Raw genomic sequence first — 22,525 nt, forward strand, 5'->3', positions numbered from 1 at the left:
GTTCTTGATATCCTATCATGCCGGCGTATCTTTCATGCCGTTTGGGAACGACGAGGTGGGTCATGACGGCCGGATAGCCCATAAACAGACTTCCTTCGATTTCGACCATGGTCAGAATCGGCGCGGGCGGCCGGGTGAAAGCCGGAGTGACAGTCACGGCTTTTCTTCGCTCTCTGCCCTACCGCGATCGTCGAACGGCAAGCGGCGTCGAATTCCTGCTGATCCACAGCCTTCTCGGAAAAACCGAACATCATCGATCGCTGGCCGCTGCTCGGCTGAGGCACCGTGCCCGGTGAGACTTGCGCTTGCCGGATATCCGCGGATAAAGCTGGAAGCGCCGTTCGGATGGCAATGCGGAGCGAAGACAGCATGGACGTTTCAGAGATCATCATCCCGGGCGATACGCCTGGAACGGAGTGGCGGTTGCCGGTGCTGCGTTTTTTCGGTTGCGATCACAAGGCGCCGACGATCTATATCCAGGCGGCACTGCATGCCGGCGAGCTGCCGGGAACGGCGCTCTTGCACTTCCTCTGCGAGCGGCTGCGGCAGGCGGAAAGCGAAGGCGGAATTGCCGGCGATATCACCATCGTGCCGCAGGCCAATCCGATCGGTGCGGCGCAATCGCATTTCGGTGATTTGCAGGGCCGTTTCGATCTCGGCTCCCGCACCAATTTCAATCGGGATTTCCCGCTGATCTCCATTGCCGATCGCGCCACTCTGATTGAAGACCTCGACGATTACCCGGCTACCGACAGATTGAAGCGGCAGCTGATGCATCTGGCGCTCGGTGCCGATCTGGTCGTCGATCTGCATTGCGACGATGAATCGCTGCGATATGCCTATATCGATGAGGCCTTCTGGCCGGAAGCGGCCGATCTCGCCGCTGCGCTCGACATGGAGGCCGTGCTGCTTTCGGATGGCGAAAGCTCGGCCTTCGAGGAGGCCGTCGGCTTTGCCTGGAAATATAAGGTCCCAGGCGAGCGCCGATCCCGACTGCCGGGCCGGCTTTCGGTCACGGTCGAGCTGCGCGGTAAGCGTGATGTCGATCCGACGCTGGCGAAGAAGGACGCGGACGGGCTTTGGCGTTTCCTCGTGACGCGCGGGATCGTCAGCGGCGAGACGGCCACTACGGCATTTTCCGGTCCGGCCGTGCCGCTCGATAATGTCGAGATCCTTCGCGCGCCCGAAGGCGGCGCCGTGCTATTCCATCGCAAGATCGGCGACAGGGTTGCAGAGGGCGAGCTTCTGGCGACGATCGTCATCCGGCCGGGGCAGCCCGGCGGCAGCATCGATTTGCATGCGCCGCAGGACGGGCTGATCCTGACTCGGACGTCCGACCGGCTGGTGCGGCGGCGCGGCGATCTGATGAAGATCGTCTGCGGCAGCCCGAGCAGGGCCTCGCGCAAGGCCGGCACGCTGGAAAATTGAGCCGGCGAGTTCGGGGATAAAACGCCGCACGGCGTTTGCGCCAGCATTCGCCCATGTTATCCCGCTGCCATCACAGGGAAATGGATCGACATGACTGTTACCATCTATGGCATCAAAAATTGCGACACGATGAAGAAGGCCCGTAGCTGGCTGGAAGACCGCGGCGTCGCCTATGAATTTCACGACTACAGGGCGCTCGGCATCGACCGCGCCCATCTCGAATCCTGGATCGACCAGGCCGGCCTCGACACCGTGCTCAACCGCGCCGGCACCACTTTCCGCAAGCTGCCCGATGCCGAGCGCGGGAACCTGACCCGGGAAAAGGCGATTGCGCTGATGCTCGACCAGCCGTCGATAATCAAGCGGCCGGTGCTGGAGACGAAGGACAAATTGCTCGTCGGCTTCAAGCCGGAGATCTATGCCGACACGTTCCGGGGCTGACAGACGGCCGATGTCCAAGACCACGCGCGCGACACAGGTTCTTTCCCAGGCTGGCATCGGCTTCACCGTCCATGCCTATGACTACGATCCCGGCGCCGAGCGCGTCGGGCTGCAGGCGGCCGAGGCTCTGGGTGAAGCGCCGCATCGGGTGCTGAAGACCCTGATGGCCGAGGTGGACGGCAAGCCGGTCTGCGTCGTCGTGCCGTCGGATCGCGAGGTCAGCATGAAGCGGCTCGCCAGCGCCTTTCACGGCAAGTCCGCCAATATGATGAAGCCTGCCGATGCCGAGCGGCTGACGGGCTATCATGTCGGCGGGATCAGCCCCTTCGGCCAGAAGAAGCGCGTGCCGACGGCCATCGAAGAAGCCGCTCTTGTCGAGCCGCTCGTCTACATCAATGGCGGGCAGCGCGGGCTGCAGGTGCGGCTCGATCCGAAGGATGCGTTGAAGGTCTTGAAGGCGATCGCCACGCCATTGGTCGCCTGATCTCAGAGAAAGCGGTCGAGCAGGCCGGCAAGCGTCTTGGCTTCGTTTTCGGCAAGCTTGCAGCCGATATGGGTCTCGATCGATCCTGCATAGACGGCCCACATGCACTCACGGAGCTGCCGGCCGGCCTCGGTGATGACAACCCAGCGGCCGCGGCCGTCCTCGGCGAAGACTTCGCGCCGGACGAGACCCTCTCTTTCCAGCCGGTCGACCAGGCGGGACAAGTTATACTGCGCAAGCAAGGTGCGCTCTTCGATCTCATAAGGGCGCAGCCTGCCGCCCGCGCGCGCCAGTTCCCACAAGACGTCATACCAGGCAAGCGGCGGCATGCCGGCCGCCTTCAGGTCGGCTTCGATCGCGCCGAGCAGACGCTCGCGGGCGCGCATGATGCTCGTCCAGGCACGGGTCGAGGCTTCGCTGGGTTTCGGCATCTTCTCGGACATAAATGCAATTACATCTATCTTGAATTCCGCCGCAAGCGATATTATATGCATTTGCATAGATTGTGACCAGGAGATTTCCATGAGCAAGCTTACCCTTATCAGCCATCATCTCTGCCCCTATGTGCAGCGCGCCGCGATCGCACTTCTCGAAAAGGGCGTGCCGTTTGAGCGCATCAACATCGATCTTGCCAACAAGCCGGATTGGTTTTTGAAGATCTCGCCGCTCGGCAAGGTGCCGCTGCTGCGGATCGAGGCGGAGGACGGCAGCGAGGCCATTCTGTTCGAAAGCAGCGTCATCTGCGAATATCTGGAGGAAACGCAAGCCGGTGCTGCCCTGCATCCCGCCGATCCGCTGACCCGGGCCCGTCATCGCGGCTGGATGGAATTCGGCTCCTCGGTGCTTTCCGATTTATGGGGCTATGAAACGGCGCAGGATGAATTGCAGCTGGACGCCAAGCGCAAAGCGCTGATTGCCAAATTCGAGACGCTCGAAGGGGTGCTGGGCGACGGGCCTTATTTTGCCGACAGCAGCTTCAGCCTGGTCGATGCCGTCTTCGCGCCGGTCTTCCGCTATTTCGATCTCTTCGATACGCTCGGCGACAGAGGCATCTTCGACGGGCTCGAGCAAACACAACGCTGGCGCAAGGCACTGTCTGAACGTCCGAGCGTCCGGGCGGCTGTCGGCGCGGATTACCCGCAGCGGCTGATGGAATTCCTCGAGAAACATTCCTCGATCCTGCTCAGGCAAGCTGCCGCCGCCTGAAGCGCGCCCAAGCGGCCGGACCTCCATCCGGCCGCCGGCAATTCGGCGAGACAACGCTTCATTTTCGCCGCAAACGGGTCTAAGTCTGCCAGCCTCAAAGCATCATCGACAGAAAGCAGGGTGAGCCATGACTTTCATGCCCCAGAGCCAGAACATCATTGATCCCGTCAAGCTGGAGAAGCTTGCCGAGGTCGCCGTCAAGGTCGGGCTGCAGCTGCGCAAAGGTCAGGATCTGGTGGTCACCGCGCCTGTGGTGGCGCTGCCGCTCGTTCGCCTCATCACCAAGCACGCCTATCAGGCCGGCGCGGGGCTGGTAACCGCCTTCTATTCCGACGAGGAAACGACGCTTTCGCGCTATCAGTACGGCAGCGACGAGAGCTTCGACCGGGCCTCCGACTGGCTCTATGAGGGTATGGCCAAGGCCTATGCCAACGGAGCGGCGCGCCTTGCGGTCGCCGGCGACAATCCGCTGCTGCTGTCCGAGCAGGATGCCGGCAAGGTCGGCCGCGCCAATCGCGCCACATCCACCGCCTACAAGCCGGCGCTGGAAAAAATTTCGAATTTCGACATCAACTGGAACATCGTCTCCTATCCCAATCCGTCCTGGGCCAAGGTGGTCTTCCCCGACGATCCAGAGCCAATTGCGATGGCCAAGCTCGCCAAGGCGATCTTTGCCGCCTCGCGTGTCGATGTGGACGATCCGATCGCCGCCTGGGCCGAGCATAATGCCAATCTGGCCAAACGCTCCGCCTGGCTGAACGCCGAGCGTTTCGCCTCGCTGCATTTCAGGGGACCGGGCACCGATCTGACGGTCGGCCTTGCCGACGGGCATGAATGGCATGGCGGCGCTTCCACCGCCAAGAACGGCATTACCTGCAACCCGAACATACCGACCGAGGAAGTCTTCACCACGCCGCATGCGCTGCGTGTCGAAGGCCATGTTTCGAGCACCAAACCGCTGTCGCACCAGGGCACGCTGATCGACAATATCCAGGTGCGCTTCGAGGCCGGACGCATCGTCGAGGCGAAAGCGTCGCGCGGCGAGGAAGTCTTGAACAAGGTGCTCGATACAGACGAGGGCGCCCGCCGGCTCGGCGAAGTGGCGCTCGTGCCGCACTCCTCGCCGATCTCGGCCAGCGGCATCCTGTTCTACAACACGCTGTTCGACGAAAATGCCTCGTGCCACATCGCGCTCGGCCAGTGCTATTCCAAGTGCTTCCTGAACGGCGCGACGCTGAGCCAGGAAGAGATCAAGGCGCAAGGCGGCAATTCCAGCCTGATCCATATCGACTGGATGATCGGGTCAAACAAGGTCGACATCGACGGTGTCAAGCCGGATGGTTCGCGGGTTCCGGTGATGCGGCAGGGCGAATGGGCCTGACCGGCATCGTGGCGCGCTGACTGAGCCAGACGCTGGCAAGCACCATGGCGAAGCCGGCGATCTGCGCCGGCGTCAGGCTCTGGCCGAGCGCCAGCCAGCCGAGCAGGGTCGCGACGACAGGGCTTCAGAAAGCCGAGCGAGGCGACCGCCGAGGGCTCGATCCGGGAGAGGCCGCGAAACCAGAGCAGATAGGTGAAGGCCGCGCCGATCAGGCCGAGATAGGCGATGCCGGCAATATTTGCGATAGTCGGCGTCGGCAGCGCCGGTTCGAGGAACAGCGCAAAAGGCACCAGCAGGATGCCGCCTGCCGTCAATTGCCAAGCGGTGAAGGTGAGGTTCGACACCGGTGGTGCCCAGCGCCGTGTCAACACCGTGCCGAAGGCCATCGAGACGGCGCCGGCAAGACCGGCGGCAATTCCCACAGGATCAAGCCCCGCCTTCGGCGTCAGCACCAGCAGCCCGACACCGGCCATGCCGGCAAGACCGGCCAGCACGGCAAGCGGCCGGATCGGTTTGCCGAGGAAAAGGCGCGATAGCGCAATGACGATCAGCGGCTGCACCGCGCCGACCGTTGCGGCAACGCCGCCCGGGAGCCTGTAAGCAGAGACGAAGAGCATCGCCCAGAAGAACGAGAAGTTCAGGGCACCGAGAATGAAGGCCCTTCCCCACCAGATGCCGAAAGGCAGCTTCCTCACGAGGAGCAGAAGCAGCAGTCCGGCCGGCAAGGCCCGGAGCATCGCCACCATCAGCGGATATCCAGCCGGCAGGAAGGAGGTCGTGACGATATAGGTGCTGCCCCAGATGGCGGGTGCGAGCGCGGTTGCCGCAAGGTCGGCGGCGGAGCGGAGATTTGTCTTCATATCAAGAATCTCGATTTCAAGATAAACGCATCTTACGCCTTTTTATCTTGACGTCAAGATAATGGCTGTTATCGGTGGATCATGAGCAAAGACAGCAGCATGGATCACGTCGACAAGATCCTGGCGCAATGGCGACAGGAACGGCCGGACCTCGACGTCGAACCGATGGGCCTGCTCGGACGGTTGAAGCGCCTCGGCACCCATCTCGGCCGCGAAGTGGAGGCGGTGCTCTTAAAACACGGGCTTTCGACGTCCGCCTTCGACGTGCTCGCCACCCTCCGCCGCGCCGGCGCCCCCCACCGGCTTTCGCCGGGCGAGCTTCTGGAGATGACCATGGTCAGCTCCGGCACGATGACGAACCGCATCGACCAGTTGGAGAAAGCGGGCTTCGTCGAGCGCGTCGTCAATCCACAGGACCGCAGAAGCGTGTTGATCGCACTGACGGAAAAGGGGCTGGCGACAGTCGAGGCCGCTGTCGATGCGCATGTCGCCAATCAGCGCCGGCTGACACGCAACCTGACAGCCGAGGACAAGGCCGAGTTCGACCGGTTGCTCAAGAAATTCCTGTCGGATTTCGAATAGTCAGACGGCGGCAAGCGCCTTGCGGACGCGATCCAAATGCCTCTTGCGCCTCGCCTCCGTCGCGCGGTCCATGTCATGCAGGCTCAGCATGCGAAAGACGAGTTTTTTTGAGCAGAAGCTAGCAATGCCCCGCTTCAGCAGACGCCGAACGGGATTGCCCATATAAAAATGCACCAGCCACCAAGGCGAGCCCGTCGTCGTTAGCGCATAGAGCAATCTGATATTGGTAAGTTCAGGCACAATACGACCGCCGGCGGCGTCGTGCGTGAAGGCCACACCTGGCGCGAAGATGCGATCGAAGAATCCCTTCAGAATGGCTGGGAAATTGAACCACCACTGCGGAAACACGAGAACGAGCCCGTCGGCCGACTGCAGCCGGGCAACGATGTCGGCAACGACTGAGGTGTCGTAGGGTATATCGAAGTAACCGCTCCGCTCCGCCTGGGACAGGCGTGGATCGAAATCCTCGGCGTAGAGATCGAGCAGATCGACGACATGACCTGAGGCTTCCAATGCTTGCCGAGCCGTGTACGCCACCGAGGCTGCGAAGCTATCCGGCAGCGGATGGGCAAGCACCAGCAGGATCCGCATCATCAGAACAGGCTTCCCTGCTTCGGCGGCTCGGCCGATTTCACGCCACGCTTCTTGGTGCCGACAGGTGGGGCGCCACCGTCCGTCGTCATCGCGCCAACGCGACCATCGGCGAACTCGATGGAGATACCCGTGCCGGCGGAGAGCGACGCTGCCTGCGAGACCGGCCTGTCATCCTCAACGCGAATGACGGCGTAGCCGCGTTTCAGCACATTCTTATAGGATAGCGACTGCAGCACACGATCCTGCGCTGAAAGCTCGGCGCGGGCGCGAGCCAACTGGTGGCGTATCGCCGTATCGCCGTGGCGCGAAAGATTGGCGAGAGCCTCACGGCTCCGATCGGTTTGCGTCTTAAACCGGGCCGGCAGTGTGGCGAAGACTGCCTCAGCGCGATCAATGCGGGACTTCGAGCGGTCGAGCAGGCGCTCGACGGTGCGTTCGGCCCGGGCCATGCGATCACTCAGAAGCTGGCGCCGCTCGGCGATGCGGTTGGACAGCACATCAGGGCGCAGATGCGCGGCGACGCGCTCGAAGCCGCGGCGCTTGTTGATGGTGTTGAGTGCCAGACCGCGGCCAAGGCCGGTCGCCGCCTCGTCGAAACGGCGGCGCGGCAAAGCGAGAAGCTGATCGAGCGATGGCAATGCCCGCATCAGGGCACGAACGGACTGGCGGCGCTGATCCATCTGCCGGTTCATGCAGCCTTGCAGCCGCGCAGCAAGGGCGGCGGCCTGCGCGTCAAGTTCCGCCTTGACCGGCACGGCCATTTCGGCCGCCCCGGTCGGTGTGGGCGCTCGGACATCTGCGGCATAGTCGATCAGCGTCCAGTCGGTTTCATGGCCAACCGCCGAGATCAGCGGTATCCGGCTTTCGGCCGCAGCGCGCACGACGATTTCGTCGTTAAAACTCCAAAGATCTTCCAGGCTGCCGCCGCCGCGCGCGACAATCAGCACATCCGGGCGCGGGATGACGCCGGCCGGCTCCAGGGCGTTGAAGCCGCGGATGGCGTTCGCCACCTCCTCGCCTGATCCCTCCCCTTGCACCCTCACCGGCCAGACGAGGACATGCACGGGAAAACGATCGGAGATGCGGTGAAGAATATCGCGGATCACGGCGCCGGTCGGCGAGGTGACGACGCCGATCACGCGGGGCATGAAGGGCAGCCGCTTCTTGCGGGCGGCATCGAACAGGCCCTCGGCGGAAAGCTTGCGCTTGCGCTCCTCGATCAGCGCCATCAGCGCGCCGGCGCCGGCCGGCTCCAGCGTCTCGATGACGATCTGATATTTCGAGGAGCCAGGAAAGGTGGTTACCTTGCCGGTGGCAATGACTTCCATGCCCTCTTCCGGACGGAACTTCAGCCGCGAGAAGGTGCCCTTCCAGATGACGGCGTCGATGCGGGCGCGATCGTCCTTCAGCGCGAAATAGGCATGGCCCGAAGAATGCGGCCCGCGATAGCCTGAGATTTCGCCGCGCACGCGAACCTGGTCGAAGGCTGTTTCGACGGTGCGCTTGATCGAGCCGGAAAGCTCCGAAACCGAATATTCGGCAAGATTGGTTGGCGAATCGCTGTCGAAGAGGTTGCTCATCTCTTCTTTCTATGTCGATCGGCGGGAAACTGGAAGGTCGCAGCCGCGGCACAAGCCTGTTTCCTCGGCTGCTGAGATCGCAGCGAAATCGGGTAAATCCGTTTGGTTGCGGAACGCATAGTTAGAATGCGCGTTATAGACGAAAGGGATTGCTAACCACCGCAATACAAAGGCTTTTCGGCCGGGACGGCCGGTAAATCTTTGTTAGTTGGCGCTTCCTATGCTTCCCCTCGTTATCTCTGGGAAGGTGCTGAAAATGATTATTCTCACAGCAGCCGCATTGGGCGTCAGCGCCGGGCAAACGCGCTCGGCTGCCGCGATCGCGTTGATCGCCGCGCTCATTGGAATAACCTTCGCGGCGGCGGCGATTACGTCGCCCGGCCCGGTCTCAATCCTGGCCTTCGTCTATGCCGTTCTCGGCTTTAATGGCGGCCTCATGCTCTTCGTGGCCGGGCTCTACGCGAATGCGCGCCTTCGCCGCGCGACGCGCGTTTCCCACTAAAAGAACTGCCGGCGTCAATTCGCCGGCCGATAGCGAAAGAACTGAACGCCCACATCGGCCGCCTTCGGAAGCGGCTCCAGATAGGGCGGTATATTGCCCTTGCGGAGCTCGGCATAGAGCCCATCCGGTTTCAGCTTGGCAATCTCTCGCGTCTGCAGGTCACCGGAACAGAAGCCAAGCACCGTCACATGAGCCCCCTTCAGGAAGGCTTCCGCCTCCTGCGGCTCCGCCAGCCCGATGTGCAGTTCCGTCAGCATGCCGCCCTGATTGCGGTGATAGGGCGCGGAGAGAACCCGGTTTTGCGTGAAACGAAGGATCGGCACGCCCATTTCCGAAGGTGCGGAGACCAGGCCGGCCGGAAGCCCGGCAAGCGGCGCCAGCGCCTGCCTCGATGTGCAGGAAAGCACCTTTTCCGTCGCCTGCTTCTGTGCGCCGTTGCCCATCTGCAGCGCGATAAGTCCGCCGCCGAGTGCCCAGGCGGCCGGAACGCTTGCGAGGACAGTGACGATATAAACGAAGGCGGCGGCAACATTCTCGCTGTCGCTATTGGAAATCCGCCTGATATCGATGATCAGCAAGGCAAGTGGCAGAATGGAGATCAGGTTCGAGAAAACGGAGCCGCGCACCTGGACCAGCGCAATTGCCCAGCTGGTGATCAGCAGGAAGAGCAGGACCAGATGGATCTGCATACGATCGCGCCGAACGATGCGGAAGATGCAGACCGCGATGGCGAAAAGGCCGGCCGCATAGAAACCACCGATGGAGAAGGGATCGGTGCGTAGAAGAACAAAGGCCGACTGCGCTTCCGACACATTCCTCAGCCAGAGTTCGACCAGCATCGGATCAAGACCGGCGAGCGGATCGCTCAGGCATTGCGGCGCAATCACCATCGCCGAACCGAGAACACCGGCACCGACGAGGCCAAGCGCCGCAAAGCGCAAGGGGCGACTCAGGCGGCTTGCAAAGACCGCCGAAGACAGCAGCAGCCCGCCGCCGATCGCCGCCAGGCTGTAATAACCGAGCGAGAGATTGTCGCAGGTGACCATCGAATAGAGCCGCGGCGGTACCGTTGCGACAAAGAGAATGCTGATCGCCATTGCCAGCGCCAGCCCGAATGCCTTCGCGGCGACGGCGAATTTTTCGCCTTCCCACGCCCAGAGCAAAGCGATGGTCAGACAGACGGCCGCGACAAAAGGCGTCGTCTCGGCGCCGATGGCGATGGCGACCGCTGCCGCGATGCCGGCAACCGCATAACTCCTGCCGCGCCGCTGCGGATCCAGCAGCATCGCCACCATCGTCGCGACCAGCGCCAGCTGCGCATTGTGATGATCGATGGCTCCAGGCGCAAAACGGTTGCCGGTGTAGATCGCAAGACCGGTCATGCCGAGACTGATATGCATGCCGGCGACACCGCCGATGCGCCGCCCGGCAACGGCCATGGCAAGCATGGCGGGGAGGACGAGCGAAACCGGCCAAACGGCAAGCGCCAGGGCCTCAGCCGTCTCGTGGGGCGCAAACAGACCGAAGAACCAGATCAGCGAAGCGATCGGCAGATCGATCAGCCGCGACCAGTGCATCAGCGTGCCGCCACCGAGGCCGAGGCGATATTGCATCAGATCGAACCAGCCCTGCCCGGCGAGAAAATCGCGAACCTCGATGAGACGCATTCCGTCGTCATTGTCGGGACCGACATAATCGGTCGCAGTGAAAAGCTTGGCGACGAGGAGGATGGTGGCGAGAATGACGCTATAGCAGATGACGGTTGGCCACAGGCGCATCATCAACCGCCCCAACCCGCCCCTTTGGGCGGCGGTCACGGATGCGGCATTGGTGATCGGCTGCACGGCGTTCATCGTGGTTAGCGCTTCGTTTCCGGATGCCGAAGCTTAACCGCAGCCGATCAAGAAAGTGTAAAGCCGATTGCGGCAGCTGCCGATTTTGCTTTCGTCATAGGGTCTTATTAACGCCGGGTGGTTTAGGCTCGGCTCGGCTTTTGTGTAACGAGTAAAGTCATGGCCCGATCGAGTACCGATAAACTGGACATTGCCGTCCTGCTTCCCTGCTATAATGAAGCCGCGACGATCGGCCCTGTGGTGCGAGGTTTCCGCGCGACGCTGCCGGATGCGGCGATCCACGTCTACGACAACAATTCCACCGATGGCACCGCCCTGCAGGCGATGCTTGCCGGGGCGCATGTCGTGCGCGAGCGGCGGCAGGGCAAGGGCCACGTCGTGCGCCGGATGTTCGCCGACATTGACGCCGACATCTACATCATCGCCGACGGCGACGGCACCTATACGCCAGCCGATGCCGAGGAACTGGTGCGCACACTGCTGACCGAGCGGGCCGACATGGTGGTGGGAACCCGCCGCGGCGTTCATGCCGATGCCGGCCGTCAGGGCCATGCGCTCGGCAACCGGCTTTTCAACCTGCTCTACCGGACGATCTTCGGCCCCGACTTCACCGATATCTTTTCCGGCTACCGCGCTTTCTCACGCCGCTTCGTCAAGAGCTTCCCGGCGGTATCAGGCGGCTTCGAGATCGAAACCGAAATGTCCGTGCACGCCTCGCGGCTGAAGCTGCCGGTCAGCGAGCTGGAACTCGATTACGGCCGCCGGCCGGAAGGCTCGCATTCCAAGCTTTCGACCTTTCGCGACGGCGGCAGGATTCTCTGGATGTTCGCGATGCTGATGAAGGAAACCCGGCCCTTCGCCTTCTTCAGCACGATCAGCGCCACCTTCATGCTGGCGAGCGTCGGCTTCATGGCGCCGGTGCTGGCGGAATATTTCCAGACGGGTCTCGTCAGCCGCATGCCGACCTGGGTGCTGTCGATGGCGCTGATGATGATTTCGTTCATGCTGTTTACCGCCGGCGTCATCTTGGATTCGGTGGCCCGCGCCCGCGCCGAACAGCTTCGTATCCATTATATGAGCCTGGAGACGCCGAGCGCGGCCAAGGCGCCGCTCGGCGAGGCAGCGCCCGCATCGCGTGGGCGTCCTGGCAAGGCGGATGCGGCATGAGAAAGCTCGTCCGCTTCGTCATTGCCGGCGGCATCGGCTTTCTCGTCGATGCCGGCGTCCTGTCGGCGCTGCTTCATCTGACGCCGCTCGGGCCTTTCTTGGCACGGCTCGTCGCGATCGCGCTGGCAATGGCGGCAACCTGGGCTTTCAACCGGAGCTTCACCTTCGATCGCTCCGGCCGATCGCTTGCCGCCGAAGGCTTTCGCTACGGTTCGGTCGGCGTGACGGCAGCCTTGGTCAATTACGGGCTTTATTCCGCACTTCTGCTGTCGCTGCCTGCCCTTCAGCCGCTGGCGGCCATGGTGATCGCCAGCCTCGCCTCGATGATCTTCAGCTTTTTCGGTTATTCGCGCTTCGTCTTCCGCGCCGAATAATCAGACTGATTCCCAGCCGTCCTTCTCGCTGGCGCGGTAGATCGCGTCGATGACCTTCTGGTTCAATTTCGAATTTTCGAGCGTGACGAGCTCTTCCTTGCCGTCCTTCACCGCCCGGGCAAAGGCTTCGACTTCCCGCTTGTACTGGCGACTGTCCTGGAAGCGGAAGATGCGCGATTCATTGTGGCTGCGGTCGGTAAGCTCGATCTCTTCAGGCCCAAAGCGGTTGGCGTTGAACGGCGACTTGACCTCGATATAGCCGTCGGTGCCGTGAAAGACCATGACCTGGCGGTTGGCCATCTGCGTCGAGATGTAGAAGCTCAACTCGAAATCACCGAAATCGGCTTTGACGCTTGAATAGATATCCGTCCCGAATTCGGGATCGCGCTCGGTAACGGCCTGGATGCGGAGCGGCTCCTTGCCGGTGGAAAAACGCGTGCCCATGACGGGATAGACGCCGATATCCGGAAGGCCGCCGCCGCCAAGCTCTGGAATGTTGCGCATGTTGGCGGCATCGCGGTTGAAATAGGTGAAGGCGCCCTGCACATGCCGCAGCTTGCCGATCGCGCCCTCATCGATCAGCGCGCGCACCTTCTGCCAGACCGGGGAATAGGTGATCATATAGGCTTCGGTGACCACCACGCGGTTGCGGTCGCGGGCGGCGATCACATCGTCGATATCGCCGGCCTTCAAGGCGAGCGGTTTTTCACAGAGCACGTGCTTGCCGGCATCGGCTGCTTTGATCGACCATTCGATATGCTGCGAGGTCGGCAGCGGGATATAGACCGCGTCGATGAGATCGGAGGCCAGCATCTCCTCATAGGAGCCGAAGGCATGGGGCACCGAAAAACGGTCGGCCATCTCCCTGGCGCGCGCGAGATCACGGCTGGCGATCGCCGTGACGACGCAATTCTCCGCGTCCTGGATTGCAGGAACGACATTGTCGCGGCCGATCTTTGCCGTTGAAATGATACCGAAGCGCAACATGGTCCAAGCCTCCCAAACAGGTTTCCGCGAACCATATTCAGGCCTTCGCTGCGGCGCAATGGCGCGGGCTGAAATCACGGAAGTTTGCCTTCCCTCATGCCCGGATCGCGCTAGGTTCTCTCAGATCGTTAGAGAATGATGTTTCGGCGTCATGCTCCGGGACCGCGTTCTGCCGTACCCGCGATTTCAATTACATCACCATTTTGGAGAGCGTCATGGAAATGCGCCGGCTTGGAAAAACAGGTCTTTCGGTCGCGCCGATCGTCATCGGCGGCAATGTCTTCGGCTGGACGGCCGACGAGGAAACATCCTTCGCCATTCTCGACGCCTTCTTCGATGCGGGCCTCAACACGATCGATACAGCGGATGTCTATTCCGCCTGGGTTCCCGGCAACAAGGGCGGCGATTCCGAGGAGATCATCGGGCGCTGGCTGAAGCAGGCAAGCCTCTCCCGCGACAAGGCCGTGATCGTTACCAAGGTCGGCTCGGATATGGGCCAGGGAAAAACACTCAAGGAGAGCTATATCCTGAAAGCAGTCGAGGATTCGCTCAGCCGGCTGCAGACCGAATATATCGATCTCTATCTCTCGCATTGGCCGGACGCCGATACGCCCCACGAGGAAACGCTCGTTGCCTTTGCCAAGCTGAAGCAGCAGGGCAAGATCCGCGCCATCGGCTGCTCAAATTATGATGCGACACTGCTGCAGGCGTCCTTCGACGCCGCCGAAAAGGCCGGTCTGCCGCGTTACGATGTGGTGCAGCCGGAATATAACCTCTATGAGCGCTCGAGCTTCGAGGGGCCGCTGGCCGAGCTCTGCGTCAAAGAGGATATCGGCGTCATCACCTATTTCAGCCTCGCCGCCGGCTTCCTCACCGGCAAGTACCGCAGCAAGACGGATACGCAAGGCCGCGCCCGCGAGGGCCGGGTTTCGACCTATCTGGATGACAAGGGCCTGCGCATTCTTGCCGCACTCGACAGGGTGTCCACTGAAACCGGCGCCAAGCCCGCGGAAATTTCGCTCGCCTGGCTTTTGCGCAAGAAGGGCGTGACGGCGCCGATCGCCAGCGCCACCAGCCTTTCGCAGCTTGAAAGCCTGGCGAAATCAGCGACACTTCAGCTTTCCGATGACGCGATGGCGCTGCTCGACGAAGCCGGCCGCTGAAAGAGAAGAAACGATGACCGTGACGATCCGAGATGCCCGCCCCGAAGACGAAGCGCGTTGGCGCGAACTCTGGGCTGATTATCTCGCCTTCTACGAAGTCACGGTCGATGCCGATATCACCGACCAGACATGGCGCCGGGTTTTCGATCCGGCGTCGGCGATCCTCATGCGCGTCGCCGAGGTCGACGGCAGGATCATGGGCTTTGCGCTCTATCTCACCCATGAGGGCACGTGGATCCGCGGCAGGGACTGCTATCTCGAAGACCTGTTCGTCGATCCCGAGGCACGCGGCAAAGGCGTTGGGCGGGCGCTGATGGACGATCTCGTCGAACTCGGCAAGGCGAAGGGCTGGTCGCGGCTCTATTGGCATACGAACGAGCAGAACAAGACGGCCCGGGCGCTCTATGACAGCTATGTCGAGAGCGACGGGCACATTCGCTACCGAATCAGTTTTTGAGTGCGGGAAAACCCTCGTACCATTCGGAATGCCGCCCCTCCCAGTTCGCCATGCCCGGTTTGGTTAGGATGCCGCGTGGGCTGATATAACTCTGGATCACCCGTTTTGGCCGTTCGTGCCACTGGATATTGAAAGCCCAGAGCTTCGGGAAAAAGCAGAGCGAGGCATAAGGCAAATGGTCGTGGATCCACCAGGCGAGCCGTTGCCAGTCGCTTTCGTCGCTGTAGCGGTCGAGCATCCACGGCACGACGATGCAGACCGCAGCACCCATGCAGCCGTCGAAATCCCGCATGTCCCAAATGTGATGGGCGGCAGTGGCGGCATTGGTCGAGCAGTTCAGATTGTTGTCGTTGCCGAACCTGTTGACATCGGGCGATCGATAGCCGGAGCGGATATGCAGACGACCGAAGGTCGCTTCCAGCGGCTCCAGCAATTCCTGGCAAAGCCTCCTGCCTGCCTCGATCGCCAGATCGGGGTCCTCGGGAATGTTGGGAATTCGGTGGAAATCGGCAATTTCGGAGTGCAGGAAATCGCGGAAGAAGAAGTTCTGCGACAGCCTTATCCGGCCAAGATCCTCCAGACCCTTCATCGAACCCGGCTTTCGCATGACGTTCTCTTCCTCCCACATCGATGGCAGGAAACATCGCCCGGAGCAGATTTCCAGTCCACCCGAAATCGATCGGGAACAATTTGCGCAATCCTTGCTTCTTAATGTGTCGCCGCATTCGCGGCCTTCCCCAGAACAAGGATCGAGAAAATGGCCAAGGAAAAGACGTTGGAAGATCTCTTCTACGACACGCTGAAGGATATCTATTTTGCCGAACGGCAGATCCTGCGCGCCCTGCCGAAGATGGCGCGCGCCGCCCAGTCCCCCGAATTGAAAGCGGGTTTCCAGAAGCACTTGGAGCAAACCGAAGGCCAGGTCGAGCGCCTGCAGCAGGTTTTCGAGAAGATCGGCAAACGCGCCCAGGGCAAGACCTGCGAGGCGATCCAGGGCATTATCGCCGAGGGCGAGGAAATCATGGAGGAATTCAAGGGCACGCCAGCGCTGGATGCCGGCCTGATTTCCGCGGCCCAGGCCGTCGAGCATTATGAAATCGCCCGTTACGGCACACTGAAGACCTGGGCCGCGACGCTCGGCTTCAAGGATGTCGTCAGCCTGCTCGACCAGACGCTGCAGGAGGAAACGGCGACCGACAAGACCCTCTCGCAGCTCGCCACCACAGCAGCAAACCAGAAGGCCAAGGCTGCCTGACGGATGAGAGCGGGCGGCAAGTCTCTTACCGCCGCCCGCATTCTTCTAAACATATCTGAAGAAATCGATGAAGGCCCGCAGCGCCGGGCGCATCTGCCGCCGGGTGGGATAGTAAAGAAACGGCCCGGAATAGGGCGCGCACCAATCCGCCAGTACCCGCACGAGCCTGCCGCTCGTCAGCTCGGCATCCACCCGCATATCGAAGAGATAGGCAAGGCCGGCGCCGTTAAGCGCCGCAAGCAGGGCCAGCCGGTCCTCGCTGACAATCAGCGGCCCGTCGACCGCAACAACCAATTCCTGCCCATCCTTTTCGAATTCCCAGCGATAGATGGAGCCATTGGTAAAGCGCCGCTTGATGCATCGATGATGGACGAGGTCGCGCGGGTGTTCCGGTTTTGGATGGCGCTCGAAATATTCGGGCGATGCGGCGATGACAGTGGTCAAAGGGGGTGAGAACTTCACCGCGATCATATCGGCCTCCAAGCTCTCCTCCAGCCTTATACCGGCGTCGAACCCCTCCTTGACGATATCGGTGAAGCCGTCCTCATTGGCAATCTCCAGGGTGATATCGGGATAGAGGTTGAGAAAATCGCCGAGGCGCGGGGCGAGCAGGAGATCGGAGGCGAAACGCGGCGCAGTGATGCGCAGGTTGCCGGCCGGCTTGGCGCGCGTATCGCGGACAGCCTCCAGGGCAATATCGATCTCCTCGAGCGCCGGACGCAGCCTTTCGAGAAGCAGGCGGCCCTCCTCCGTCGGCGCGACACTGCGGGTGGTGCGCGCCAGGAGCCTGACCCCCAGGCTTTCCTCGAGGCTCGAGATCGCATGGCTGATCGCTGACGGCGCGACGAGGAGTTCCTTGGCCGCGGCGCGGAAGCTGCGATGCTCAGAGACGGCGGCGAGAACGGCGAGTTGCGAGAGCTGTGTTCTGTTCATTGATCGAAAGAATAGAACAACCCGTTAGAAGCTGCATGTATTTTCTGACTGGTGCGGCAAGGATATGGTCTGCCCGTACCGCATAGAGCGGTCCCAGCTCAGAAAAGGAGCGCAACATGAAAACCCGGAAACTCGGAAACGATCTGACCGTCTCAGCCGTCGGCCTCGGCTGCATGGGCATGAGCTTTGCCTATGGCGCCAGCGACGAAGCGGAATCGGTGAGGACGCTCAATCGCGCCGTCGAACTCGGCGTCACGTTTTTCGACACCGCCGAAGTCTATGGCCCCTTTACCAACGAGGCCCTTGTCGGAAAGGTGCTGAAACCATTCCGCGACCACCTGGTGATCGCCACCAAGTTCGGCTTCAAGATCGATACCAGCCAGCAAGGTGCTGCCGCCATCGCCGGCGTCGACAGCCGCCCCGAGCATGTGCGGGCAGTCGCCGAGGCCTCATTGAAAAGGCTGGGCATCGAGACCATCGACCTCTTCTACCAGCACCGCGTCGATCCCAACGTGCCGATTGAGGAGACGGTCGGCGTCATGGCCGAGTTGGTGAGGGAAGGCAAGGTCCGCGCCCTCGGCCTCTCCGAAGCCGGCAGCGCCACCATCCGCCGCGCCCATGCGGTCCATCCGATCGCCGCGCTGCAGAGCGAATACTCGCTTTGGACGCGCGATCCGGAGGAAGACGTGCTTGCCACCTGCCGCGAACTCGGCATCGGCTTCGTGCCCTACAGCCCGCTCGGCCGCGGTTTTCTGACAGGGGCGATAAAGACCGAAGATCTTGCCGCCGATGATTTCCGCCGGCAGGTGCCGCGCTTCCAGGCGGAGAATTTCGACGCCAACGCCGCTCTGGTCGCAACGCTCGAACAGCTTGCCGCCGAAAAGGGCGTGACCGCCGCACAGCTGGCGCTCGCCTGGGTGCTGAGCCAGGGAGACGACATCGTGCCGATCCCCGGCGCCCGCAAGCTTCACCATCTCGAACAGAACGCTGCCGCCGCCGATATCGTGCTAAGCCCGGCCGAGCTCGAGCAGCTCGGCAAGGCCATCCCGGCCGGGCAGGTGGCGGGAAAACGTTATTCGGACGCGTCGCTTGCCATGACGAACCTTTAAGCGACAAAAGCCCGGCCTGATTCAACAGGCCGGGCTTGCCTTCGCGGCCGGCGAAACTATCTAACGCCATCTCGGAGAACGGGATGAAACTATGTCGGATAGGCAGGCAGTCGAACAGACGGTTCATCTCTATGTCGAAGGCATGGCCTTCGCCAATGAGGCAGCCTTGAAAAAGGCCTTTCACCCGAAAAGCTCGATCATCGGCTATTACCAGAATGCCGTCGAATGGCTGACGCGGGACGAGTTCATCGCCGCGATCCTGGCGGAGGAGCCAGCCCCGCCCGGCACGCAGCCCTTCATGGATATACAGAGCGTCGATGTCGAGGGCGATGCGGCCAGCGTCAAGGTCACCGACGATTTCGCCGGAATGCGTTTCACCGATTATCTCTCATTGCTGAAGATCGAAGGCCGATGGACGATCGTCGGCAAGCTTTACCATCTTCATAGGTGAAAAGACCGGCCACAGCGACCGGTCGACTATTCCTATTGTTAGCCGGCAAGATCAGGATCTGAGAACACCGCCGGTGAATTTTGTCACGCTGGCGACGATCTTCTGCGTCAGCGCCTCGAAATCCTCATCCGTCAACGTGCGCTCGGCCGGCTGGATCTGAACCTCGATCGCCACCGACTTCTTGCCTTCGCCGACCGACGCGCCTTCGAAAACGTCGAAGACATTGACGCCGGTGACCAGCTTGCGGTCGGCGCCGGTCGCGGCCTTGATGACGGCGCCTGCTTCCACCGTCTTGTCGACGACGAAGGCGAAGTCGCGCTTGACCGCCTGGAAAGGCGAAAGATCGAGCGCCGGCTTGGTGCGGGTCGCCTTCTTCTTCGGCTCGGCCATGGCATCGAGATAGACCTCGAAGCCGCAGAGGGCGCCGGAGACATCAAGCGCTTCCAGCGTCAGCGGATGGAATTCACCGAAATAGCCGAGCACGACTTTCGGCCCCATCTTGATCGTGCCGGAGCGGCCGGGATGATACCATTCCGGCCCGCCCTGCTCGATCTGGATGTTGCCCATCGGCAGGCCGCAGGCTTCGATGACGGCGAGCGCATCGGCCTTGGCGTCGAAGACGTCGACCGGTTTGCCGCCGCCCTTGGCGGCGTTCGACCAGGCGCGGCCGGCGCCGACAAGCGAAGCCGTGCCGCGGCGGATGCCGCCCGCAACGCGGCGCTGACCTTCCGGCCGGTCGTTCTCATAGGTGCCGGAGACCTCGAAGATGGCGACGTCGGCATAACCCTTGTCGGCATTGCGCTGGGCTGCGGTCAGCAGGCCCGGCAGCAGCGAGGGGCGCATGTCCGACATTTCGGCGGCAATCGGGTTGGCAAGCTTGAGGGCGGGCGAACCGCCGCCGAAGAGCTTGGCCTGATCTTCCGGAATGAAGGACCAGGTGACGGCTTCGAGCATGCCGCGCGACGCAAGCGCCCGCTTGGCGAGACGCGTGCGGATCTGCAGCGTCGTCAGGATCTTGCCGTTGACGACCGCATGGCTTTCGAGCGGCGCCGGTTTGATATTGTCGACGCCGTGGATGCGCATGACCTCCTCGACGAGATCGGCCTTCCCGTCGACATCGGGACGCCAGGAAGGAACGGCAACGGAGACACGCTCGCCGGAACCGGAGACCGTGAAGCCGAGGCGGGTCAGAATGCTGTTGCTTTCCTCATCCGAGACGTCGAGCCCCGTCAGACGCTTGACCTCGGAATAAGGGAAATCGACGATGTTTGCTTCGTAACCCTGATAGCCGACGACCTCGGCTCTGGCGGCCGTGCCGCCGCAAAGCTCCAGCACCAGTTCCGTCGTGCGTTCGAGACCAGGCACCATATAGTCCGGATCGACGCCGCGCTCGAAGCGGTACCGGGCATCGGTGATGATGCCGAGGCTGCGGCCGGATTTGGCGATGTTCATCGGGTCCCAGAGGGCCGATTCGATCAGCACGTCGACGGTGTTTTCGTCGCAGCCGGAATGTTCGCCGCCCATGATGCCGCCGATCGATTCGATGCCGTCTTCATCGGCGATGACGACATTGTTCGGGCCGAGCTTGTATTCGCGCTGGTCGAGCGCCAGCACGGTCTCGCCCTCCGTGGCGCGGCGGACGGTGAGGTTGCCCTTGACCTTAGCAGCGTCGAAGACGTGCATCGGCCGGCCTTGATCGAAGGTCATGTAATTTGTGATATCGACCAGCGCATTGATCGGGCGCAGGCCAATGGCGGTCAGCCGCTGCTGCATCCAGCGCGGGCTCGGGCCATTGCTGACGCCACGCACCAGACGGAGCGAAAAGCCGGGGCAGAGTTTCGGATCGTCGAGATCGAGCGTCAGCTTGACCGGCGTTTCGCCTTCGACGGCGAAGGACGGCGCAGGCCGGTGCTTCAACGTACCGAGTTCCGGAGGCGGCGAGATCGCGGGCGATGCCGTGGACCGAGGTGCAGTCCGGACGGTTCGGCGTCAGGTTGATCTCAATGACCGGGTCGTCGAGATGCGCATAGGCGGCATAACTCTTTCCGACCGGCGCATCTTCCGGCAGATCGATGATGCCGTCATGGCTGTCGGAGATCTGCAACTCCTTTTCGGAGCACATCATGCCGTGGCTTTCGACGCCGCGGATATTGCCGACGGCAAGCGTCACGTCGATGCCGGGAACATAGGTCCCGGGAGCAGCAAAGGCGCCGACGAGGCCGGCGCGTGCATTCGGGGCGCCGCAGACGACCTGGACCGGCGCGCCGGCGCCCGTATCAACCATCAGCACCTTCAGGCGATCGGCCTGCGGATGTTTTTCCGCCGAGACAACTCTGGCGATGACGAAGGGCTTGAACGCCGCCTTGTCGTCGACATCCTCGACCTCCAGTCCGATCTGGGTGAGCCGCGTGCAGATTTCGTCGAGGCCGGCATCCGTTTCCAGATGCTCTTTCAGCCAGGAGAGCGTGAATTTCATCGTCCCAATTCTCCGTTCAAGCGCTGAGGCCGCCGAACAGCGTCGGCATGTCGAGCGGGCGGAAGCCGTAATGCGTCATCCAGCGGACGTCGGCGTTGAAGAAATCGCGCAGGTCGGGCATGCCGTATTTCAGCATGGCGATGCGGTCGAGGCCCATGCCCCAGGCAAAACCCTGATATTCGTCCGGATCGAGCCCGCCATAACGCAGCACGTTCGGATGGACCATGCCGCAGCCGAGGATCTCCATCCAGTCGGTGCCTTCGCCGAACTTGACGATCGGGCCGGAGCGATCGCACTGGATATCGACCTCGAAAGAGGGCTCGGTGAAAGGGAAAAACGACGGGCGGAAACGCATCGTCACGCTGTCGACCTCGAAGAAGGTCTTGCAGAATTCCTCGAGCACCCAGCGGATGTTGGCAACATTGGCTTTCTTGTCGATGACCAGGCCTTCGACCTGGTGGAACATCGGCGAATGCGTAGCGTCGCTGTCCTGGCGATAGGTCTTGCCGGGAATGATGATGCGGATCGGCGGCTTCTGCGCTTCCATGGTGCGCACCTGCACAGGCGAGGTATGGGTGCGCAGCACCTTGCGCTCGCCATTCTCGTCCGGATGGAAGAAGAACGTGTCGTGCATCTCGCGGGCCGGATGGCCTTCGGGGAAATTCAGCGCGGTGAAATTGTAATAATCCGTCTCGATATCGGGACCTTCGGCGATCGAGAAGCCCATGTCGGCGAAGATCGCGGTGATCTCATCGACGATCTGGCTGATCGGATGGATGCGGCCGCGCTCGGCCGGCGAAGAGCGCACCGGCAGGCTGACATCGACCGTTTCGGCCTTCAGCCGCGCATTGACCGCCGCCATTTTCAGCACGGACTTACGTTCGGCAATGGCGTCCGTCACTTCGTTCTTCAGGGCGTTGATCGCAGCACCCCGGGTCTGGCGCTCTTCCGGCGTCATGGCGCCGAGCGTCTTCAACAGTTCGGAAACGGAGCCCTTCTTGCCGAGCGCGGATACGCGCACGGCTTCCAGGGCCGCCTCGTCACCCGCAGCAGCAATTTCGGCAAGCAAAGAGGATTTAAGCTGGTCGATATCTGACATTGTCTTCTTTCCGTCCAGATCAGGCGGCGTTCGAACGGCAGGCTGGAGAGGCCGGCGCAGGGATATAAAGAAAGAAAAACCCGCGCTAGCCCAAACCAGCGCGGGTTTCCCAAAATCATAAATTCAAAGCTTGGGAAGCGCTG

22 protein-coding genes and 2 pseudogenes are annotated in these 22,525 nt (G+C 61.9%); 14 read left to right on the top strand and 10 right to left on the bottom strand.

Going from position 1 to position 22,525, the window contains the following annotated elements; translation table 11 throughout:
• The first annotated feature begins 369 nt into the window (after nt 1-369).
• From MF410_RS17755 to ybaK, 3 genes are all read left to right on the top strand, one after another.
• Entirely contained in the window at nt 370-1,428 is a 1,059-nt protein-coding gene (locus tag MF410_RS17755; protein ID WP_097624840.1) for a succinylglutamate desuccinylase/aspartoacylase family protein, read from the top strand.
• Between the two features lie 90 nt (nt 1,429-1,518).
• Entirely contained in the window at nt 1,519-1,869 is a 351-nt protein-coding gene (locus tag MF410_RS17760) for an ArsC family reductase (RefSeq protein WP_097624567.1), read from the top strand.
• A gap of 10 nt (nt 1,870-1,879) precedes the next feature.
• On the top strand, nt 1,880-2,353 hold the full coding sequence (gene ybaK / locus MF410_RS17765) for a Cys-tRNA(Pro) deacylase (RefSeq protein ID WP_097624566.1): 474 nt from the start codon (nt 1,880-1,882) through the stop codon (nt 2,351-2,353).
• 2 nt (nt 2,354-2,355) lie between these two features.
• Here ybaK and MF410_RS17770 read toward each other — a convergent pair whose 3' ends face one another.
• Nucleotides 2,356-2,796, bottom strand: coding sequence for a helix-turn-helix domain-containing protein (locus tag MF410_RS17770; RefSeq protein WP_097624839.1), 441 nt, complete (start codon nt 2,794-2,796; stop codon nt 2,356-2,358).
• Between the two features lie 79 nt (nt 2,797-2,875).
• Between MF410_RS17770 and MF410_RS17775 the strand changes: the two genes are divergently transcribed.
• Both MF410_RS17775 and MF410_RS17780 read left to right on the top strand, forming a co-directional pair.
• Nucleotides 2,876-3,559, top strand: coding sequence for a glutathione S-transferase family protein (locus tag MF410_RS17775; RefSeq protein WP_097624565.1), 684 nt, complete (start codon nt 2,876-2,878; stop codon nt 3,557-3,559).
• A 127-nt stretch (nt 3,560-3,686) separates the two neighbouring features.
• Nucleotides 3,687-4,940 carry an aminopeptidase gene (locus MF410_RS17780; RefSeq protein WP_097624564.1) on the top strand — a complete coding sequence of 418 codons (1,254 nt, stop codon included), beginning with the start codon at nt 3,687-3,689 and terminating at the stop codon, nt 4,938-4,940.
• Here the strand turns inward: MF410_RS17780 and MF410_RS17785 are convergent.
• Nucleotides 4,888-5,800 (bottom strand): annotated as a pseudogene (locus MF410_RS17785) (EamA family transporter). The gene MF410_RS17780 and the pseudogene MF410_RS17785 overlap by 53 nt on opposite strands.
• Nucleotides 5,801-5,881: 81 nt before the next feature.
• On the opposite strand from MF410_RS17785, the gene MF410_RS17790 reads away from it, so the two are divergent.
• Nucleotides 5,882-6,382, top strand: a complete 501-nt coding sequence (locus MF410_RS17790; RefSeq protein WP_097624562.1) for a MarR family transcriptional regulator — start codon at nt 5,882-5,884, stop codon at nt 6,380-6,382.
• Here the strand turns inward: MF410_RS17790 and MF410_RS17795 are convergent, their stop codons facing one another.
• Nucleotides 6,383-6,973, bottom strand: a complete 591-nt coding sequence (locus tag MF410_RS17795) for an NAD(P)H-dependent oxidoreductase (protein WP_097624838.1) — start codon at nt 6,971-6,973, stop codon at nt 6,383-6,385.
• Nucleotides 6,974-6,975: 2 nt separating this feature from the next.
• On the bottom strand, nt 6,976-8,556 hold the full coding sequence (xseA, locus tag MF410_RS17800; RefSeq protein ID WP_097624561.1) for an exodeoxyribonuclease VII large subunit: 1,581 nt from the start codon (nt 8,554-8,556) through the stop codon (nt 6,976-6,978).
• A gap of 256 nt (nt 8,557-8,812) precedes the next feature.
• On the opposite strand from xseA, the gene MF410_RS17805 reads away from it, so the two are divergent.
• Nucleotides 8,813-9,058: a hypothetical protein gene (locus MF410_RS17805; RefSeq protein ID WP_003589145.1), complete on the top strand. Its 246-nt coding sequence runs from the start codon at nt 8,813-8,815 to the stop codon at nt 9,056-9,058.
• A gap of 14 nt (nt 9,059-9,072) precedes the next feature.
• Here the strand turns inward: MF410_RS17805 and MF410_RS17810 are convergent, their stop codons facing one another.
• Entirely contained in the window at nt 9,073-10,911 is a 1,839-nt protein-coding gene (locus MF410_RS17810; protein ID WP_131710691.1) for a hypothetical protein, read from the bottom strand.
• A gap of 159 nt (nt 10,912-11,070) precedes the next feature.
• Between MF410_RS17810 and MF410_RS17815 the strand changes: the two genes are divergently transcribed.
• Together MF410_RS17815 and MF410_RS17820 are read left to right on the top strand one after the other, a co-directional pair.
• A complete protein-coding gene (locus MF410_RS17815; RefSeq protein ID WP_097624559.1) occupies nt 11,071-12,078 on the top strand; it encodes a glycosyltransferase in 1,008 nt (335 codons plus the stop codon).
• Nucleotides 12,075-12,452: a GtrA family protein gene (locus MF410_RS17820; protein ID WP_097624558.1), complete on the top strand. Its 378-nt coding sequence runs from the start codon at nt 12,075-12,077 to the stop codon at nt 12,450-12,452. Before MF410_RS17815 ends, MF410_RS17820 begins: the two co-directional genes overlap by 4 nt.
• Here MF410_RS17820 and MF410_RS17825 read toward each other — a convergent pair whose 3' ends face one another.
• Complete coding sequence (locus MF410_RS17825) at nt 12,453-13,439, bottom strand: Gfo/Idh/MocA family oxidoreductase (protein WP_097624557.1); 987 nt, start codon at nt 13,437-13,439, stop codon at nt 12,453-12,455.
• Nucleotides 13,440-13,654: 215 nt separating this feature from the next.
• Between MF410_RS17825 and MF410_RS17830 the strand changes: the two genes are divergently transcribed.
• Nucleotides 13,655-14,602: an aldo/keto reductase gene (locus tag MF410_RS17830; protein WP_097624556.1), complete on the top strand. Its 948-nt coding sequence runs from the start codon at nt 13,655-13,657 to the stop codon at nt 14,600-14,602.
• 13 nt (nt 14,603-14,615) lie between these two features.
• A complete protein-coding gene (locus MF410_RS17835; protein ID WP_097624836.1) occupies nt 14,616-15,059 on the top strand; it encodes a GNAT family N-acetyltransferase in 444 nt (147 codons plus the stop codon).
• Here the strand turns inward: MF410_RS17835 and MF410_RS17840 are convergent.
• Entirely contained in the window at nt 15,049-15,666 is a 618-nt protein-coding gene (locus MF410_RS17840) for a hypothetical protein (RefSeq protein WP_097624837.1), read from the bottom strand. The genes MF410_RS17835 and MF410_RS17840 overlap by 11 nt on opposite strands.
• A 150-nt stretch (nt 15,667-15,816) precedes the next feature.
• Between MF410_RS17840 and MF410_RS17845 the strand changes: the two genes are divergently transcribed.
• Nucleotides 15,817-16,314: a ferritin-like domain-containing protein gene (locus tag MF410_RS17845; RefSeq protein WP_097624555.1), complete on the top strand. Its 498-nt coding sequence runs from the start codon at nt 15,817-15,819 to the stop codon at nt 16,312-16,314.
• 45 nt (nt 16,315-16,359) lie between these two features.
• On the opposite strand, the gene MF410_RS17850 is transcribed toward MF410_RS17845, so the two are convergent.
• The gene (locus MF410_RS17850) at nt 16,360-17,247 is read right to left on the bottom strand and encodes a LysR family transcriptional regulator (protein ID WP_097624554.1); all 888 of its coding nucleotides are present in this window, start codon (nt 17,245-17,247) and stop codon (nt 16,360-16,362) included.
• A gap of 116 nt (nt 17,248-17,363) precedes the next feature.
• On the opposite strand from MF410_RS17850, the gene MF410_RS17855 reads away from it, so the two are divergent.
• Together MF410_RS17855 and MF410_RS17860 are read left to right on the top strand one after the other, a co-directional pair.
• Nucleotides 17,364-18,356, top strand: a complete 993-nt coding sequence (locus tag MF410_RS17855) for an aldo/keto reductase (RefSeq protein WP_097624553.1) — start codon at nt 17,364-17,366, stop codon at nt 18,354-18,356.
• 91 nt (nt 18,357-18,447) lie between these two features.
• Nucleotides 18,448-18,807, top strand: a complete 360-nt coding sequence (locus MF410_RS17860; RefSeq protein ID WP_097624552.1) for a nuclear transport factor 2 family protein — start codon at nt 18,448-18,450, stop codon at nt 18,805-18,807.
• Between the two features lie 51 nt (nt 18,808-18,858).
• Here MF410_RS17860 and pheT read toward each other — a convergent pair.
• Both pheT and pheS read right to left on the bottom strand, forming a co-directional pair.
• A pseudogene (pheT, locus tag MF410_RS17865) lies at nt 18,859-21,283 on the bottom strand (phenylalanine--tRNA ligase subunit beta).
• A gap of 16 nt (nt 21,284-21,299) precedes the next feature.
• The gene (gene pheS / locus MF410_RS17870; protein ID WP_097624550.1) at nt 21,300-22,382 is read right to left on the bottom strand and encodes a phenylalanine--tRNA ligase subunit alpha; all 1,083 of its coding nucleotides are present in this window, start codon (nt 22,380-22,382) and stop codon (nt 21,300-21,302) included.
• Between the last annotated feature and the right edge of the window lie 143 nt (nt 22,383-22,525).

The sequence above is a fragment of the Rhizobium sp. C104 genome (assembly GCF_022354505.1).
Lineage (GTDB): Bacteria > Pseudomonadota > Alphaproteobacteria > Rhizobiales > Rhizobiaceae > Rhizobium > Rhizobium redzepovicii.

Excerpts from the sequence above, each read along its gene's own strand:
- MF410_RS17755 (WP_097624840.1), top strand. The coding sequence starts at position 370 with ATGGACGTTTCAGAGATCATCATCCCGGGCGATACGCCTGGAACGGAG.
- MF410_RS17760 (WP_097624567.1), top strand. The coding sequence starts at position 1,519 with ATGACTGTTACCATCTATGGCATCAAAAATTGCGACACGATGAAGAAG.
- ybaK (WP_097624566.1), top strand. The coding sequence starts at position 1,880 with ATGTCCAAGACCACGCGCGCGACACAGGTTCTTTCCCAGGCTGGCATC.
- MF410_RS17770 (WP_097624839.1), bottom strand. The coding sequence starts at position 2,796 with ATGTCCGAGAAGATGCCGAAACCCAGCGAAGCCTCGACCCGTGCCTGG.
- MF410_RS17775 (WP_097624565.1), top strand. The coding sequence starts at position 2,876 with ATGAGCAAGCTTACCCTTATCAGCCATCATCTCTGCCCCTATGTGCAG.
- MF410_RS17780 (WP_097624564.1), top strand. The coding sequence starts at position 3,687 with ATGACTTTCATGCCCCAGAGCCAGAACATCATTGATCCCGTCAAGCTG.
- MF410_RS17790 (WP_097624562.1), top strand. The coding sequence starts at position 5,882 with ATGAGCAAAGACAGCAGCATGGATCACGTCGACAAGATCCTGGCGCAA.
- MF410_RS17795 (WP_097624838.1), bottom strand. The coding sequence starts at position 6,973 with ATGCGGATCCTGCTGGTGCTTGCCCATCCGCTGCCGGATAGCTTCGCA.
- xseA (WP_097624561.1), bottom strand. The coding sequence starts at position 8,556 with ATGAGCAACCTCTTCGACAGCGATTCGCCAACCAATCTTGCCGAATAT.
- MF410_RS17805 (WP_003589145.1), top strand. The coding sequence starts at position 8,813 with ATGATTATTCTCACAGCAGCCGCATTGGGCGTCAGCGCCGGGCAAACG.
- MF410_RS17810 (WP_131710691.1), bottom strand. The coding sequence starts at position 10,911 with ATGAACGCCGTGCAGCCGATCACCAATGCCGCATCCGTGACCGCCGCC.
- MF410_RS17815 (WP_097624559.1), top strand. The coding sequence starts at position 11,071 with ATGGCCCGATCGAGTACCGATAAACTGGACATTGCCGTCCTGCTTCCC.
- MF410_RS17820 (WP_097624558.1), top strand. The coding sequence starts at position 12,075 with ATGAGAAAGCTCGTCCGCTTCGTCATTGCCGGCGGCATCGGCTTTCTC.
- MF410_RS17825 (WP_097624557.1), bottom strand. The coding sequence starts at position 13,439 with ATGTTGCGCTTCGGTATCATTTCAACGGCAAAGATCGGCCGCGACAAT.
- MF410_RS17830 (WP_097624556.1), top strand. The coding sequence starts at position 13,655 with ATGGAAATGCGCCGGCTTGGAAAAACAGGTCTTTCGGTCGCGCCGATC.
- MF410_RS17835 (WP_097624836.1), top strand. The coding sequence starts at position 14,616 with ATGACCGTGACGATCCGAGATGCCCGCCCCGAAGACGAAGCGCGTTGG.
- MF410_RS17840 (WP_097624837.1), bottom strand. The coding sequence starts at position 15,666 with ATGCGAAAGCCGGGTTCGATGAAGGGTCTGGAGGATCTTGGCCGGATA.
- MF410_RS17845 (WP_097624555.1), top strand. The coding sequence starts at position 15,817 with ATGGCCAAGGAAAAGACGTTGGAAGATCTCTTCTACGACACGCTGAAG.
- MF410_RS17850 (WP_097624554.1), bottom strand. The coding sequence starts at position 17,247 with ATGAACAGAACACAGCTCTCGCAACTCGCCGTTCTCGCCGCCGTCTCT.
- MF410_RS17855 (WP_097624553.1), top strand. The coding sequence starts at position 17,364 with ATGAAAACCCGGAAACTCGGAAACGATCTGACCGTCTCAGCCGTCGGC.
- MF410_RS17860 (WP_097624552.1), top strand. The coding sequence starts at position 18,448 with ATGTCGGATAGGCAGGCAGTCGAACAGACGGTTCATCTCTATGTCGAA.
- pheS (WP_097624550.1), bottom strand. The coding sequence starts at position 22,382 with ATGTCAGATATCGACCAGCTTAAATCCTCTTTGCTTGCCGAAATTGCT.